The organism is Actinomyces sp. Z16 (genome assembly GCF_003111765.1).
In the GTDB taxonomy this organism is placed as follows: Bacteria; Actinomycetota; Actinomycetes; order Actinomycetales; family Actinomycetaceae; genus Actinomyces; species Actinomyces glycerinitolerans.
The window spans coordinates 3,338,388-3,354,614 of sequence record NZ_CP027862.1; the positions used below are offsets into that span (position 1 = coordinate 3,338,388).

A 16,227-nucleotide genomic window follows, 5' to 3' on the forward strand; every position below is an offset into this window, starting at 1 on the left:
GCTGGTGACCCTGAACGACTACGGCATCCAGTACAAGGACTGGCTGAACCAGCGCACCACCGCCCAGCAGGACCCTCAGACCGCCGCCCGCACCGGACGCAAGTGGTGGTACACCCACCCCCGCCTACGCCGCGCCTGGCGGCGCCTGGAACGCCTGGCCAAGCAAGGCCAGTTGCTCGCCTACCTGGCCGGCCCTGACGGTACGCCCCGCCCCACCCCCGCCGAGCGCGCCACCAACCCCGTAGAGTCCGTCAATGCTCAGGTCCGCGACCGGCTGCGCCACCACCGCGGCGCCACCCCCGACCACCAGGCCGCCATCGCCGAATGGACCCTGCACACCTACACCCAGGCACCAGCCACGCCCGCGGTGATCCTGGCCGACTGGGACGCTCAAGGCCGCCCCCAGCGCGCCCGCACACCCAAACCCAAAACCAGCAAGCCCGCCAGCACCAGTCAGCACCCCGCCGGATGGGGCACCACCCCCACCCCCGAAGAAGGCCTCCGGGCCCGCAAGGGCTGGGCCGGACGAACCAGCTAGAACACCCCGACACGCCGGCCTAAAGCAACACGTTCGCGCCTATAACCCGCCAAGGTGCCGAGGGGGATGAAGAGTGAGCAAAAGGCCCAGATCTGGCGGACTGTCGTCGAAAGCATTCCGCCGATGATCTGGGCCCTTGCGGCTCTGCTCAGCGTCCTGCTAGGCCGCTGAGATCAACATCCCGGATGTCTCCGGGGAGCCGGGCGGTCGCCACCGCTCGGCTCCCCACCATTATGCGACTGGGGCGCCCGAGCAGACAAGCACACGACGAGACTCATCTCAGGCGCCCGCGAAAGGGACTCGGTGCCTCATTTGGGATCGCCCGTCCCCCATCGCAGCAGCCCGTCGGCCAGCAGGTCGCGCGCGTCGGCGACCATGCGCGTGGTGAGCGCCTCGGCGTCGGCGCCGGTGAGCGCCGCCACGGCGGTGGCGATCTGCCCGACGCTCAGCTCACCGTCGGCCACCTCCACCAGCGCCGCCAGCGCCGTGTCCGCCCGCACGGTGCGAGCGAAGCCGCCGCCCTGACGCAGCAGGATCACACTGGGTTCGCTGTCGCCCGGACGCAGGTGGCGCTCCTCGGTGACGTCGGGCGCGACGACGGGGTGCAGCGCCGCTACCTCTGCGTCGCTCATGGCGGCCAGGCGGCTGCGCGATGCCACAGACGCCGCCACATGCGGTCCGAGCGGTCCCGTCGGCCGGGTGCCGACCTCCTCCAGCACCCGCCAGGGCGCACGGCCCCCGGCATCTGCCTCATCCGGCCGGTGCAGCACCACGTAGCCGAAGCCGACGGCCTCCACCTTCCGGGCGGCGAAGTCGTCGATCCACGCCCCCAGGGCGGCCTCGAAGCCGACGCGGTCGCGCTCGGGAATGGTGCCGCCGTCGCGCAGCCACATGGTGGCGTACTCGACCGGGTCCTGCACCTCCCGCTGAATGACCCAGGCGTCGACGCCCTCCGGCAGCCAGCCGCTCACGCGCTCCCGCCAGTCCTGGCCGGCGTGGTGCTCCCAGTTGCCGAGCATGACGGCGATGCCGCCGCCCGTCAGGTGCGCTCCGAGGGCGGGCAGGAGCGTCGGCAGGACGGGGCCGCCGGCGTCGCGGTACTCCATGAGCGGCAGGCCGGCCGCGCGGACCGCCGGCGGCGTGATGACGAAGGGCGGGTTGGTGGCGACCAGGTCGAAGCGGCGCCCGGCCACCGGTTCCAGGAAGGAGCCGCACAGCAGTTCCAACCGCCCGGGGTCGGTGCCGGCGAGGGCCGCGTTGAAGGCGGTGAAGGCCAGTGCCCGCGCGGAGATGTCGGTGGCGACGACGTGTTCTGCGTGCCGCAGCAGGTACAGGGTCTGGATGCCGCAGCCGCAGCCGAGGTCCAGGGCGGTGTCCACCGGGGTGCGCGGGGTCAGGCCGGCCAGGGTCAGGCCGGCTCCGCCAATGCCAAGGACGTGGTCGGGGGCCAACTGCCCCTGCGATACCAGCTCCCCCAGGTCGGAGGCCACCCACCAGCGCACCTCGCCGACGTCGTCGCGCGCCTCGTGGGGGCGCAGGTCGACGGCGGCCCGCACCCGGTCCGCGACCGCGACAACCAGCCCCATGGCCCGGGCGCCGGCGGCACCTGTGCGCGGCAGGGCCGCGTCCAGTTCCGCTGCGGACACCGGCTCCCCGAGCATGAACAGGGCGGTCAGCACGGCCACGGGGTCGGCCGCACCGCCCGGCTCGGCATCGGTGCGGGCGGCACCCTCGGCACTCAGCACCTCCCGCACCCGCCGCAGGGCGGGGTAGCGCTGCTCGCGACGCAGGGCGGCGTCGGCGGCGGGACCGAGCAGTTCGGCGACGGCGTCCACGCCCCAGCCGGACGCCTCCAGGTCGGCGCGCAGGGAGGCGGCCTGGGCCGGAGTGGCCACGGGCGGAGGTGGAGCGGTGGGGGCGTCGGTCATAGGGGCGACCGTACCGCTTTACCGCGCGCCGGCCACCGCGGGCCGCACGCGTATCCGGGCGTGCCCACCGCAGCCAGCCGCCCCGCCGTCTCCCGGGTTCATCCGGCCAGCATGTCCACGCCTACGCTGAGCACCACCGGGACGATGCCCAGGATGATGAAGGCCGGCAGGAAGCAGGTGCCCAACGGCAGCACCAGTCGGACCGCCAGGCGCTCGGCGGCCTCCGCGTCTGCGGCCTGCCGGCCGGCCCGCAGGGAGGCGGCGGTGCCGGCGAGCAGCGGCGCGGGCGAGGCGCCGTCCTCCCAGCCCGGCCGCAGGCACGCCTCGAGCCGGCCGTAGCGACGTGGCCCCCGCGACTCTGCCCAACCCCACCACCGGCGTCGGTGCGGCCCGTTCGCGGCACCACCCTCCTCGGCGCCATCCTGCGAACCGTCCGCGGCAGCGCCCACTCCCCCGCGTCCGGCCCGCCATGCCTCGTCCCAGTCGGCCCCCAGCAGCAGGGCCCGACCGACCACGCCCAGCATCTCGTCGTCCAAGGCCCGCCCCAACGCCTGCAGCGTCCCCGGTACCGACGCGCCGGCCGCGAGCGCGGCCCCGGCCAGGTCCAGGACGAGGGCCTCATCAACCTCCTCCGGGGCGGCAGCCGCGGCCGCGACCAGCCTTCCGGTCAGCCAGTGGCCGACGCCCATGAGGACCACGCCGGCCACCCCCAGGGCACTGCCCCAGCCGCCGTCGAGGAGCATCCGCCCGGGGTGGGCGCCGACCGCGGAGCCGAGCAGCAGCCCGACCGGCGGCAACAGGGCCAACAGGCGTGCGGTGGACCGCGGCCCGGACAGGGCGGTGCGGCGGGAGGCGTCGGCGTGCCCGGAGTCGGCCACTCCCCCGGCGACGGCCTCCAGCACACCCGCGAGCGGGGCGCCGAGCGCCGTTGTCAGTCGGCAGGCGGCCACGGCCCCGGGCACCGCCGCGGCGGTCAGACGCCGACGGGCGTTGCGGGCGCGGCGCCCCGGCAGCGGCGGCTCCCACTGCCAGCGTCCCGCCCGGCGGCGGGGCAGCCAGCCCGTGGGAGGCTCCCGGGCGAGGGCGCGCAGGGCGGGTGGGACGCCGTCGTCGTCGGGCCGGGTGCCCTCGCTGATGCCGGCGCGCTGGAAGGTGCGCTCCCAGGCGCGCTGCGGGGTCGCGCCGGAGCGCAGCAGGGTGGCGACCTCGGTCAGTACCAGTCCGAGGTCGAGGTCCTCGGCGCCGGGTCGGGGTGGTCGGGCCAGGCGTCCGGCGTGGTGGGTGCCGAGCGCGGCCGGGGGCTCACGCCGGGCGGGCAGCAGGATCACCGCGGCGGCCAAGGCCACCAGCAGCCCGGCCAATACTTGCGCGCCGCTCATGTTCGGCTCCCGTGTCCGCCCGCGCGGGTGCGCCTCGGAGACTCGGCGTTGGTCACCGGCGCCACTGCGTCCGGTGCGGGGCTCCGCGCGGCGTCGACACCCAGGGCGGCGGCGATGGGTGTCTCCCCGATCCGCGCGGCCAGGCGGTCCACGCCGGGCCCGGCCGTCACCGCGCCGTCGGTACCGACCACCAGGGCGTCCCGACAGCGCATCCGCTCCCCGTCCCGCTCCAGCACCCCGACGGCGACTACCCGGCGCAGCGTGGTGGTGCCGGGTCTGGCCTGGCGGCGCAGATGGACGACGGCGTCGAGGGCGCTGACGGCCTGGGCGGACACGGCGGTCTCACCCATGCCGGCCAGGGCCCCCAGCGCGGTCAGGCGGGCGGGAACGTCGGCGGGCGAGTTGGCGTGGAGGGTGGCCCAGCCGCCCTCGTGGCCGGTGTTGAGCGCGGTCAGTACGTCGCGGACCTCGGGGCCGCGGCACTCGCCGAGCACGATCCGGTCCGGCCGCATGCGCAGGGCGGTGCGCACCAGGGTGGTCATGGGGACGGCGCCGACACCCTGAACGTTCTCCCCGCGCTCCTGCAGGTGGATGACGTGCGGGTGGTCGGGGCGCAGCTCGCTGGCCTCCTCAATGCACACGATCCGTTCATCGCCGGGCACTCGCCCCAGCAGGGCCGCCAGCAGGGTGGTCTTGCCGGTGCCGGTGGCGCCGGTGACCAGGCAGTTGGCGCGGCATTCCACGAGTGCGGTCAGGACGGCGTCCATGCCGGGGACGATGGTGCCGGCGGCGACCAGCTCGGGCAGGGTGAAGGCGCGGCGCCGTTTGGTGCGCAGGCAGATGAGGGTGCCGTCGGCGCTCAGCGGCGGCAGGACGGCGTTCAGGCGGGTGCCGTCGGGCAGGGTGACGTCGACGATGGGGCTGGCGTCGTCCAGGCGGCGCCCGCAGGCGGCCGCCATGCGCACGGCCAGCGCCCGCGCCTGCGTCTCCGGCAGGCCGGCGTCGGGGACCGGTTCGAGCCCGCGGCCACGGTCGATCCAGGTGCAGCCGGCGCCTACGAGCACGTCGGTGACGCCGTCCAGCTCCAGCAAAGGCTGTAGGACGGGGCCGGCACCCGCGACGTCGGCGCGCACGTGTCGGGTGAGGCGGGCCAGGCCGCCCGCGCCGGTGGTGGGGGCGGCCCCGGAGCCGAGGGCGGCGTCAAGGCTGGCGCCGTGAGCCAGGGCGTTGCGCACCCGGGCCAGCTCGTCGCGGTCGGCGTCCCCGGCGCCCGTTCCCGGAGCTTCTGCCGGGGTGATGCCCGGGCCGACCGGTGAGGATGCGGCTACCATGACGCGCCCTCGGGTGCTTCGACGTCGCCCAGCAGTCGTTCGGCGACGGCGCGCGCCTGGGCACGCAGGGTGCCGCGGCCGCGGGTGGGATCGTCACCGCGGGCGATGCGCTGGGCGACGGTGCGCTCGTGCGGGAGGACGGCGAGGATCTCGGTGCGGGTCATCAGCGCCAACTCGTCGGGGCTGACGTCCTCGCCGAGCTTGCGCACCACCGTGTACAGCCCGGGTGGCGCGTCCGCCCCCGCGCCCGCCGGGGCGGTATCCCGCCTCGCCGCCTGGAACCGCGCGGCCAGGGCCTCCGCGGCGACGGCCGAGCGCAGGTCGAGCCCGGACACCAGCAGGACGGTGGCGCCCTGCGGCACCGGCCACCCGCGGGGCAGGTCGAGCAGCACCAGGTCATGCTCGGCGCGCAGTGCGTCCAGGACGGGGCGCAGCTGCTGCGGATCGTGGGGGCCGCCGCGCCCGTCCCCGGTCAGCACGGGCATGCCCAGCCAGGTGGGCAGGGCGGTGGTGAGTTTCTCCGGGCGGAAGGCGGGCTCGTCGTCGGGCAGGTCCGCCCAGCGCAGCCCGGGCAGTACGCCGTCCCCCATGAGCAGGCCCAGGCAACCGGCGGGGTCGGCGTCGACGATGGCGACGCCGCTGCCGCGGGCGTGGCAGGCGCGCGCCAGGTGCAGCAGGAAGGTACTGGCGCCGAGTCCGCCCCGCGCACCGACAACAACCAGGAGCCGGGCCCGCGGCGGATGCTGCGCGGACAGCAGCAGGACGATGAGGTGGTCGGCGCCGTCGGGGGCGCAGCAGCGCTCGAGGCCGCCCACCACGATCCCCGGTTGGGTGGGTACCTCGGGGCTCCCCTGCCGCATCAGCAGCAGGACGGCGGAGGTATCCGCTTCGGCGAGCAGGGCCCGGGCGGAGCCGAGCGGATCCTCTCCGGGCACGGTGACGACGGGTTCGGCGCCGGTGCAGGCCCGCACGATGTCCGCCGGGAAGCCCTCCGGGACTGCGGGCGGTTGGGCGGCAGGCTGCGCGCCGTCGGCGGTGCCGGCGAGGAGTACCCGCACGTTGGGGACGAGTGGAGCGGTTTCCATGGGGCCTCCTGCGCGACGATGCCGGACGGTCGTGACTCGTGCCGACCGCCAACAGGGTGCGCCGGGAGCCGGCAATGGTGCCGGCGGCCTGTGGATAGCGTCCGCGCGGGGTGTCTTGAACCGCGCCTGTGGGCTCCGGTCGCGGCTCAGCGAACGGCGGTGGTCCCGGCCAGGACGGAGCGGCAGATGGCCTGCCCCTCCTGGATGCCGACGAGGATCGCCTCCGCCTGCCAAACGATCCAGTCGATCACGCCGTCGGGCTGCCCGGAGGCGTAGGCGGCGGCCGCATCGGCGTAGGCGCCGGGCGCGCGGCCGGCGTACTGGTCGGTGACGGCCACGCCGGTGGGTTCCAGCCCGTCGCGGGTGATCAGGTAGCGCACCAGCAGCCGGCCGACGGCGGCGTTGGCGGCGATGAAGGGGCGGGCGGTGATCATCTCGCCGTGTACCACGGCGGCGCGCACGAGCGCGGGGACGCCGGGGAGGTCGAGGAGGCTGAGCAGGGCCGCGATGCGGTCCCGCAGTGCGGCGGCGTCGGGAGCCGCTCCGGGTCCGCCCTCGCGCGGGGACACCCCCGGGGCGCGCGGAATGGCGACCGCGCCCAAGGGGATTTGTCCGGTAGCGGCGAGGGGTCCGGCGACGTCGCGGTGCAAGGCGGTCAGCAAGGTGCGGGGGCTCGGTTGGGCGGGTCGGGCGGGGCCGCCCAGGTCGGGCATCCACTCGCCCAGGCGCACGCCGGCGCGCCACAGGCCGGCGGCGGCGTCTAGGGAGGGATCGCCGGTGGCGGCCTCGGCCAGGCCGCGGGCGGCGACGGCGTCGCGCAGCACCGCGGCGGGCAGGACGACGCCCTCGACGGCGGCGGAGGCGATGGCGCCACGTATTGCGGTCTCGGCGCGGGCCTCGCGCCAGCGGCGACGTAGGGCCTGGTGCCAGCGCAACTGCGTGGAGGCGTCGCGCACGGCATCCTCGGCGCGCTTGACCCGCGGGTGGGCGGCGAGCGCCTCCAGTGCCCGGACGGTGGGATCACTGGTGCGCGCAGGCTGCTGGTGCCGCGCGCGTGGCGCGCCCGCGGACTCGGACGCGCGCACGGACGGCACCCCGCGCGCCGGCCGCTCGCCAGGCGGCGGTCCGATCGACACCCCCATGCTGATCACGGAGCCACTGTAGGCGTGCGGGCGGAGCCCGCCACAAGCCGGTGCGCATGCGACTGCGTCGCAAACACCCGTTATGTGCAACGCACCAAGAGCAGATGTCACACAAATGCCCGTTGTATGCAAAGTTCCTCTGGAACATGTCACACAAGTGCCGTTAGGCTGGCATGGTAGACCTTGAGATGTTCAAACACAGCTCGATGGGAGAACTCGTCGACATCGCAGGCTCTGACGCGCTCCTTGGAGACTGGAGACACAAGGCCTTCATCCCGGCGTCCTTGGGCGCGCACGAACCTGAGTTGACCGGAGCCACATACCGCTCCATCGCCCAGGCCCGCGCCGCTCTGGCGGCTTTGGACGCCACCGCTCGTCGCCTGCCGAATCCTTACCTCCTGCGTACGCCCGTACTGCGCCGCGAGGCTCAGTCAACCTCAGCGTTGGAAGGCACCTACGCTCCGCTTGACGATGTCCTCACAGCCGATGAAGACGCTCCGTCCACGCCCCAGATGACTGAGATCCTCAACTACGTGGCCATGGCGGATCAGGGCTTCGCCTGGGTTCAGGAGGGACGACCTCTCACCGTCGGTCTCATCGAGGACCTTCAGGGACGTCTGATGCGGGGGACTCCTTTGGAGCCCGAATCGGGCCACCTGCGCACCCCAGGTGGTAATCGGCCGTCGCGATGAGGCCGCTTCCGCGACGGCAACGGACGACTCGGACGCTACCTGATCGGCCTGACGCTGCTGTCCCTCGGCGTACTAAGTGAGCCGACGCTCACAGTCTCACCCTGGTTTGAGGCTCGCCGCAGCCACTACTACGACGCCCTCCTCGGGGTGAGCACGAACGGCGACTGGGACACCTTCCTCAGTTTCTTCGCCTCCGGCCTTGCCGCTGCCGCAACCAGCACCCAGAAGCAGATGGAGACACTCACGCAGGTGCAAGATGAACTCAAACAAGTCATCCATTCCTCGTCTCTGCGTTCCGCACGCGCTGCCGACCTGGTGGACCTGGCGGTGTCGACGCCGTCTTTCACGGTGCGCACGGTGGCACAGCGACTTGGACTGTCCTACGGGCGAGCCAATGGTCTGGTGGGGCAGTTGGTCGACTTGGGAGTCCTGCGGACACTCAATCCCGACGCACAGCCGCGCCGCTTCACCGCACCCCGAGTGCTAACAGTCCTACTCGCCGGAGACCCGGTGTAGCTGCGTACGGGTGGTTACTCGCTTCGATAGAAGACGGCTTCGTAGGCGTTTACGGGCACGTCGTGTCTCCTGGCTGGCGACCTACTACGACGACGACGCGCGACGGATCCGTCGTGCCCGCCGCAGAACTCGTCTGCTACGCCACTTCGCCGTTTGGTACGCCGGTTAGAGGTCCGCTGTATACCTCGGAGGCCTTCAACAGACCGCTAAGTGGCGTAGCAGAGCACAAACCGGCGCAGTAGGCGGTCAAGTGGACAGGCACCCAGCACCGCCGTCCAAGTTCGGGCCTCGGCCCCGCAAGGCCTGCGCAGCTTGTCAAGGAAGCGACCGGTGCTGTCTGATGTCATAGGTCCGGTACTGTGCGGGACATGACCGGTGAACGAAATGCTCGCGCGTTACCGGCCCAGGCCGACCGCAGCGGCGCCGCCGCACCGATGGTGCGCACTCGCCCCCGTCCTGATTCCCCGCCCGTCTACTCGGCGGGATCGGACAAGGTGCTGGCCGCCGGCGCCCGTGACTGGGGCCTCGACGACGTCCTGGACGCCGTCTTCTTCGCCGTCGCCGCGCTGGCCACGCTCTGGCTGGCATGGCTGCTGCTCGGTTCGGGCACCCACCTGAGCCCGGGGGCGATAGTCAACATCGTGCTGTTCTGGGCGGTGCTGTCCTATCTGGCGCTGCCCCGCCTGCATCAGATACTCACCTGGTTGTACGTGCCCGACTACTTCATCGGCCGCACCCGTACCGCCGACGGTCTGCTGGGCGATCCGGTCAACCTCGCCGTGCTAGGCGACGAGGAGGACATCCATGCCGCAATGACGAAGGCCGGCTGGGTGCGCGCCGACCCCATCACGCTGCGCTCGGCATGGGGGATCGTCGTCTCCTCGCTGCTGCGCCGCTCCTACCCGGCCGCACCGGTCTCCGACCTACTGCTGTTCGGGCACAAGCAGGACTTCGCCTACCAGAAGGAGGTGGAGGGCAACCCGGCCCAGCGGCATCACATCCGGTTCTGGCGTGTGCCCGAGGGCTGGGTCATGCCCGGCGGCCGCCGCGTGGACTGGCTGGCCGGTGCGACCTACGACCGCTCCGTGGGGCTGTCCACCCTCACCTTCCAGGTGACGCACAAGATCGACGCCGACATCGACGTCGAGCGCGACTATGTGGTCGACGACGTCCGCTGGGCCAATGATGCCGCCTCGCTGGAGATATGGCCGGACTTCTTCACCGCCTACCACCACCGCAACGGCGGTGGCGACCGGATCGTCACCGACGGCGATCTGTACGTGCTGAACCTGGATCGCCTGGTACCCGACTCCGGTGGCGAATTGCAACGGGCACGCAGGACTGAGGCCGAGGTGCGCCGTCGGCGGCCGCCGGAGCTGATTGTGGCCATGGTGCTGGTGGTGTCGCTTCTTTGTGCCAATGCGCTGAGGCTGTTCGGCGGTGCGGCCATCGACGACATTGCCCGTGAACTGGATGGGAGTGGCGTCGCCGACACCCATCGACTGGTCGTGGCGACGGCGACGGTAACCACCGCGGTGATGACGGCCCTGATCCTGGGGCTGGCGGTGGCGGTCTGGCTCGGGCATCCCCGTGCCCGCATCGCCCTGATGGTGGTGCTGGGTCTGAGCCTCGGTTCGCTCATGACCGAGATCTCCGGGGTCGGGATTCGCCAGGCGAGTTGGGGGCCGATCGTCGCGGCGGCGCTGGGAGTGCTGGCGCTGCTGGCGATGACGGCCAGACCCATTCCCCGCTGGGAGCGGGAGCACAAAGCCGAACGGCTGCGGGCACGGGCTGAATGAACCTCGAATGGACCCTGGAGGAGCTATGTCGCTCCGGTCGCCACACTCGGTCCTGCTGGCCGACCGCCGCGGCGGCGGTCGGTGCGAGGTGTTCTGGTGCGGACTTACCCGTCACCGTGTCCCATGCTCATCCGCTGTTTACCGTCGGCCGCCCCCCCTATACGCGCCCCGCTTCTGGGCGACGCGGGCCGTATTGCTCCCCACCAAGAGTTATTTGGCGACAAACACCTCTCTGCCGTTCTCGGTGGTCTTCTCGGCCTTGATGGTTCCGGTGATCTCATCACCCGTGACCGTGAGCACGCCGTCGGCGTAGCTGTGCGGCGCGTTGATCAAGGGGATATTCAGCGATTCCTTGTCAGCGCCGGTGAAGGTCGGCACTCCCAGCACCTGAAGATTCTGCCCCTCACCATTCAGGACCAGAATGGTGGTGGTCAGCACCACCTTGTCCTTGTAGACGAAGGAACCGCCGTAACCGATCTCATCCAACTTGGGCAGGTGCAGGTAGGCCACCGAAGTATCCGCCTCGGCGTCGTCGATCTTCTTGATGTCCGGTGCAACGTACTGGTCGGCCTCCTTGATCGCCTCGTCAACCTGACCTCCGACCTCGGGGTCCACCTCCTCCGGAACGGGGGCCACGTCCTCCAGGAGCATCTCCGTGAGCGTCTTGCCACTGGTGTAGAAGCCGTTCTTCCAGTCGGGCTTGACCGCGTCCAGCAGCACCCCGGTGATGAATCCGAATGCATAGGACTCCACGTCGACCGATACGTCCAGCGGTTCCTCCTTCAGCAGCGCCGCCTGCCGGGTCTGAAGCTGCTCAGGGGACTGATTCTCCTGGATGGACAGCGCCATGTACTCCACGTACCGGGCAGTGCCCTCAACGATGTCGTACTGATGGATGTCCTCGGCCTCGCCCGCGAACTCCGACTTCCAGGTGTCCATCCAGTAGCGGGCGTGCCCCAAGTGCTCGGACCGCTTGTCCGCATCCGTTGCCGCCTGGCGCAAGCGGTGCAGCATCATGCGCCGCAGGGTGCGGGGCTGCGCCTGGTACGGGTAGGGGGTGTCCCTGCTGCTGGAGGCGGTCACATTGATCTCGCCCTGATAGTAGAAGTGGACCAGCTCGTGGGTCATGAGCGCGAAGGCGTAGGTGGCCGGATCCTTCAGATCCGCGACGGGCTCCGAGGCGCCGGTGGCGGTTACGGACGGCGTGGAGTTCATACCCGCGGCGGCCCCACCGCCCTCTCTGCCGCTAACCCCCACCGTTGCTGCCTGACCGAGGTTGAGGGTGATGGACGGCTGGTCCTCGAAGGTGACCTTGCCGTAGGAGGTGGGCACCTCAATGCTCGCGTACTCGTCGGCCTTGAGTTCCCGTTGACCGTCAACCGAGATCGCCCACGCACGTTTCACCTTGAACTGCTCGTCGACCTGCATGGCCACGATCCGATGCCTGGTGTAATCGACCCCCGGCCACACCGGCCCCATGATCGGCCAGATACGGGTCACCCAGGCGGACACCCCCTCGACCACGGTCTCGTACTGCTCATCGGACAACGACGGCGCACCGGCCAGACTGCCTAGCGGGTCCTGCGCCCCCGTGGGGGACTCGGGGGTCGGCGATGTGGACGCCGGGCTCTTGCTCTGCGAGTCATTGCCACCCGCGCAGGCCGCCAATGGCAGCAGGAGCGCGGCCCCGATAGCCGCTACGGCAGAGCGGCGCGTGAGTGAGAAGGAGGTTGGACTGGACTCAGTCATCAGATGCTTCACTTTCAACGATCGGTTCAACTTCTATGGTTTTCTGAACATTGCACAGCGGTGGTTGGGCGGGTCCGTTCAACCGACCCGCCCCGCCCGGGTTCAGTAGTACTGCTCAATCTCCTCCTTGCAGGTCAAGTCCTTCTCCGGCAACTCGCCACGCAGCAGGTAGTTGTCGATGGTGTTGTCCACGCAGTCACCCTTGCGCTTATAGGCGCCGTGACCGTTGCCCTCGACGGTCAGCAGGCGGGCAGAGTCCAGCTGGGCGGCCAGATCCTTGGCCCACTGGTACGGGGTGGCGGGGTCTCCGGTGATGCCGACGACGAGGATCGGTGCCGCACCCGTGGCACGGATCTCACCCGGCTGGTTATCGGTGTGGTGTCCCCAGCCCTTGCAGAACGCGTCGGGGTAGGTCAGCCCCGTGCCGAGCGTGGGCGCCACCTCCTGGATTCTGGTCGCCTGCTCGTCCCACTCGGACTCGTCTCCACGGACCGGGTAGTCGAGGCAGTCGATGGCGCTGATGGCGTTCTCATTGGCCGCCTCGCGGGCCTCCTTCTCAGCCAGCTCCTGCGGGTCCGTCTCATCGTCCACCAGTGATGGATTGGTCAGCACGGCGAGGGCCGTACCGTCATTGTTCTTGATCGCTTGGCTGAGCGCCGCGGTCAGAAGGTCCCATGCACTGTTGTCATACATCATGTCGATCAGGGTCTTCGTGAGCGTCGCCCCGTCTACGGAGTCGCCCAGAGTGGACGGCAGCGGCGTGGTGTTGGCCTTCTCAATGAGTTGCCTGATCTGCTCGACGCCGGAGTCGACATCCCCGGTCAGTGGGCAGTCCTCTCCCGCCTGGCAGTGTTCGACGTAGGCGCGCAGGCTCTTCTCAATGGCCTCCGCCTGCTGCACCACGTTGTCCGCATTCTCCTGTGAGGGGTCCTGCGCGCTGTCCAGCACCATCCGGCCCACGTTCGCGGGGAACATCTCCGCGTAGCGCGCTCCCAGGTAGGTCCCGTAAGAGGTTCCCAAGTAGTGCAGGCGCGCATCACCCGATAGCGCCCGCAGCACATCCATGTCACGCGCCACCGAGGCGGTGTCCATGTGGTCGATCAGATCGGGTTCAGGCGAGTACTGCTTGCACCTGGCGGCCAGTTCGGCCGCAGTTTGCTCGGTGCTCTCGGCGGTCTCCTCCTCAAAGTCCACCGGCGTTGAGCCCTGCCGCGGATCGGCGGCATCATTGTCCTGCTGCTGGTTGGTGGCTCCGGAACTCTTCTGCTGCAATGTGGCCTCGGCCACCTCATTCATCTCCTGGGGGCTCAGGCAGGTCAGGGGTGTGGACTCACCCACCCCACGCGGGTCGAAACCGAGGATGTCATAGCCCGCTCGCAGCGCATCGGAGAAGACTCCCTCCTGCGAGACATATTCCAGGCCGCTCCCACCGGGTCCTCCGGGATTGGTCAGCAGCGTACCGATCGGCTTGCCCGACGTGGAGGGGAGCTTCTTCAACGCCAAGTCGATGGTCTTACCCGAGGGCTCGTCGTAGTTCAGCGGAACCTTCGCCGTGGCGCACTGGAAAGAGGCGTCGTCGTCGCATTCCTTCCAGTCGAGCTTCTGATTGTAGAAGGTCTCCAGGCCTGCGGGTACCGGCGGAGCGCTCTGCGCATCCACCGGGATGGCGGATGTCGTACCGCCCGACGCCGTCGAGCCGCTGCGGTTGTCGCTGACTGCGGTACACGCAGACAATGCCAGGCATGCGACTGCCGCTACCGCAAGCGGAGCAGCAACCTTATTGTGAATCATTTTCGTTCTCATGAACGGGAATGTAAACATCTCCGACACCGTCCGAATCCCCCCGCCGACCGATTGCCCCGTCGGCCACGGTCATGCCACAGGAGGAGACCCCTACACCTCAGCCAGCGGACGACGCCGAGCACGGCCAACCGCCAATCGTCTAGAATCCGGTTGTGGCGCAAGACAAGTCCTCCCCCGCGACGGCGTCATCGGGGCGAGCCGTCCCCACGCCGTCGGCCCCTGACCCCGATCCCGACGGCGTCCGCCAGGCGCCGCGCTCGCGCCGCGGCGACTACCTGCTGACCGCCGCCGTCGGCGTGGTGTTGCCGCCGCTGACGCTCGCCCTGGCTGGTGCGACCGCCCAGGCCTCCACCGCCGGCCAGCTGCTGCGCATGATCGTGCTCGGGCTGCTCACGCTGCTGCTGTCCGCCCTGGCGCAGTGGCTGTTCGCGGTGCGTTCCTCTTTGGGCGGCCTGGTCGGCGGTGTGGTCGCGCTGGTGGCGCAGGCAATCATCCTGCTCAGCCCCGAGCGCGCCGCCGCCGCACCCTTCGAGTGGGCCCGCTCCCTGATCCCCACCGGCGCCGTGCTCATCGTCGCGGGACTGCTGCTGGGCGGTTCCTGGGGGATGCGCCGGGCCCGCCGCGCGGGGCGCGCGGAGGCACGCCTATCGGTAAGGCTTGGTGCAAGCGATCGGAAACTGGGGGTCACCCCGGCGGCCCCGCCTTCGCGGCGGCGCGACCACGTGATCTCCTTCCCGCTTACGGCAGTGGCGGTGGGAGCCGGCCTGGCCCTGCTCGCGGTCGGGTATGCGCCCCTGGTGTCCCCGGGGGCGTCGCTCGGAGGCGCCCTGCTCGAGCCCGCACTGGCACTGGTGCTGCTGGCCCTGGGGACAACCTTGACCGGGCGATCGACCCTGGGGGCCCGCGTCACCGGGGCGCTGCTGGCATTGTTCTCTCTGCCCGCAATGCTGGCGCAGGTGTGGCCGCAGCTGCCTGGTGCCGGGCTGCTGGCCCGGCTGCTTCCCCACGACCCGACCGGTATCAGCCTGCTGCTGGCGGGCACGGTGCTGGTCACGGTCGGGTGGGGCGCGCACCTGGCCCGGCGCCGAGGGCGGGCGGGCGAACTCGCCGAGCTGCACTCCCGCGAGACACCGCCGCACGTGTAAGGTGCCGCAGCAGGCCCGGCCTCCGCCGACGCCGTCCCACCTGCCAACTCGGTCGACTTTCGGCCCCCGCCCGGCACGCCTCCCCGCGGGCGGGTACCCGACCATTACCGTGGGCGGAAAAGGAGGTCACGATGAGCACCGACACCACCGCCGGGAACGACCCCGAGGATCAGGCCACCGCTTCCGATCTCGAATCCACGGCCTGGGCCCGCGCATCCGCGCCGGGCGACGCCGCGGCCGACGGACCTACGCCCGACGCACCGAACACCACCGAGCCCGAGCCCAGCGCTGCCGATCTCGCGGCCACCCCCGCCGCCTCCGCGGACGCCATCCCCGCCGCCTCCAGCACGCCGGAGGAGAAGACCACCTCCACCCTGTTCCCACCGGACCCCGCCCCGGCCCCGGCGGCTCAACCGCCGCTCGCCTCACAGGACACCGCGGACCTACCGCCCGACACCCAGGCAGACGCCAGCCCCGCCGCAGAGCAACCCGAGCCGCGCGCCCCCAAGGCACGCACGGAGGACGACATCCTGCTGGACGGCTCCAGCGTCGTCGGCCGCCCGAAGTCCCGCGCAGCCGCCCACTGGGCCGGCGTGCTGGTCTGGGTGGTAGCCCTTCCCCTGGCCTGGTACCTCTTCCACGACGGGGCCGCCGCCGCGGTCGACGGCGCCACCCCGCTGAGCTTCGGCACGCCGGTGCGCGCGCTGCTGGAGTTGGGTGCGGGCGCCGTCGTGCTCGCCATCGCCCTGTGGACGGCGAGCCGCTCCAGCCTGGGATCCTTCGTCGTCGGCGTGGTCTCGCTGCTGGTCGGGGTGCCGTTCCTGGTGGCACCGACGGCGATGAACGGCTCGATCGGGCCGTTACTGGACCGACTCACGGCACATTCGAACCTGGGCGCCTCCCTGTCCAGCTACTTCTGGGCGGACGCCGTCAGCGGCAAGTTCGTTGCCTTCGGTATGTTCATGATCATGGTTGGCGTGGTCTCGCACAACGCCCGCCGTGCGGGTCGCCGCGAGCAGGAGATCATCGATCGCGGCCGTCACAACGACTGACCCCAACACCGATGCGTCCCGCAGCGGTGCCGCCCACAGGCAGGTCGGCCCCGAACAGCGGCGCGGTC

The 16,227-nt window shown here is 71.0% G+C and carries 13 protein-coding genes; 6 read left to right on the forward strand and 7 right to left on the reverse strand.

Going from position 1 to position 16,227, the window contains the following annotated elements:
* Positions 1-4 precede the first annotated feature (4 nt).
* Complete coding sequence (locus C3B71_RS13810) at positions 5-538, forward strand: hypothetical protein (RefSeq protein ID WP_108968842.1); 534 nt, start codon at positions 5-7, stop codon at positions 536-538.
* A 308-nt stretch (positions 539-846) separates the two neighbouring features.
* Here the strand turns inward: C3B71_RS13810 and C3B71_RS13815 are convergent, their stop codons facing one another.
* The 5 genes from C3B71_RS13815 to C3B71_RS13835 form a co-directional block, all read right to left on the reverse strand.
* Positions 847-2,466, reverse strand: a complete 1,620-nt coding sequence (locus tag C3B71_RS13815; protein WP_108968844.1) for a DUF7059 domain-containing protein — start codon at positions 2,464-2,466, stop codon at positions 847-849.
* A 98-nt stretch (positions 2,467-2,564) separates the two neighbouring features.
* The gene (locus C3B71_RS13820) at positions 2,565-3,845 is read right to left on the reverse strand and encodes a hypothetical protein (RefSeq protein WP_073331006.1); all 1,281 of its coding nucleotides are present in this window, start codon (positions 3,843-3,845) and stop codon (positions 2,565-2,567) included.
* Positions 3,842-5,176 carry a TadA family conjugal transfer-associated ATPase gene (locus tag C3B71_RS13825; RefSeq protein ID WP_181574884.1) on the reverse strand — a complete coding sequence of 445 codons (1,335 nt, stop codon included), beginning with the start codon at positions 5,174-5,176 and terminating at the stop codon, positions 3,842-3,844. Before C3B71_RS13825 ends, C3B71_RS13820 begins: the two co-directional genes overlap by 4 nt.
* The gene (locus C3B71_RS13830; RefSeq protein ID WP_108968846.1) at positions 5,170-6,261 is read right to left on the reverse strand and encodes a cellulose synthase operon protein YhjQ/BcsQ; all 1,092 of its coding nucleotides are present in this window, start codon (positions 6,259-6,261) and stop codon (positions 5,170-5,172) included. The genes C3B71_RS13825 and C3B71_RS13830 overlap by 7 nt, the downstream gene beginning before the upstream one ends.
* Before the next feature lie 146 nt (positions 6,262-6,407).
* Positions 6,408-7,403, reverse strand: a complete 996-nt coding sequence (locus tag C3B71_RS13835) for a cell filamentation protein Fic (protein ID WP_325048233.1) — start codon at positions 7,401-7,403, stop codon at positions 6,408-6,410.
* Positions 7,404-7,576: 173 nt separating this feature from the next.
* Here C3B71_RS13835 and C3B71_RS16610 point away from each other — a divergent pair, with 173 nt between their 5' ends.
* The 3 genes from C3B71_RS16610 (at position 7,577) to C3B71_RS13845 (ending at position 10,410) form a co-directional block, all read left to right on the forward strand.
* Positions 7,577-8,095: a Fic/DOC family N-terminal domain-containing protein gene (locus C3B71_RS16610; RefSeq protein WP_234415933.1), complete on the forward strand. Its 519-nt coding sequence runs from the start codon at positions 7,577-7,579 to the stop codon at positions 8,093-8,095.
* 147 nt (positions 8,096-8,242) lie between these two features.
* Positions 8,243-8,611, forward strand: a complete 369-nt coding sequence (locus C3B71_RS16615; RefSeq protein WP_234415934.1) for a hypothetical protein — start codon at positions 8,243-8,245, stop codon at positions 8,609-8,611.
* Positions 8,612-9,045: 434 nt separating this feature from the next.
* The gene (locus tag C3B71_RS13845; protein ID WP_108969973.1) at positions 9,046-10,410 is read left to right on the forward strand and encodes an LssY C-terminal domain-containing protein; all 1,365 of its coding nucleotides are present in this window, start codon (positions 9,046-9,048) and stop codon (positions 10,408-10,410) included.
* Positions 10,411-10,620: 210 nt separating this feature from the next.
* On the opposite strand, the gene C3B71_RS13850 is transcribed toward C3B71_RS13845, so the two are convergent.
* Positions 10,621-12,159 carry a hypothetical protein gene (locus C3B71_RS13850; RefSeq protein WP_146752438.1) on the reverse strand — a complete coding sequence of 513 codons (1,539 nt, stop codon included), beginning with the start codon at positions 12,157-12,159 and terminating at the stop codon, positions 10,621-10,623.
* 102 nt (positions 12,160-12,261) lie between these two features.
* Positions 12,262-13,962 (reverse strand): alpha/beta hydrolase, encoded by a 1,701-nt coding sequence (locus C3B71_RS13855; RefSeq protein WP_234415935.1) that lies wholly within the window; start codon positions 13,960-13,962, stop codon positions 12,262-12,264.
* A 152-nt stretch (positions 13,963-14,114) separates the two neighbouring features.
* On the opposite strand from C3B71_RS13855, the gene C3B71_RS13860 reads away from it, so the two are divergent.
* On the forward strand, positions 14,115-15,107 hold the full coding sequence (locus C3B71_RS13860) for a hypothetical protein (protein ID WP_234415936.1): 993 nt from the start codon (positions 14,115-14,117) through the stop codon (positions 15,105-15,107).
* Between the two features lie 131 nt (positions 15,108-15,238).
* On the forward strand, positions 15,239-16,159 hold the full coding sequence (locus C3B71_RS16620; RefSeq protein WP_234415937.1) for a hypothetical protein: 921 nt from the start codon (positions 15,239-15,241) through the stop codon (positions 16,157-16,159).
* Positions 16,160-16,227 lie beyond the last annotated feature (68 nt).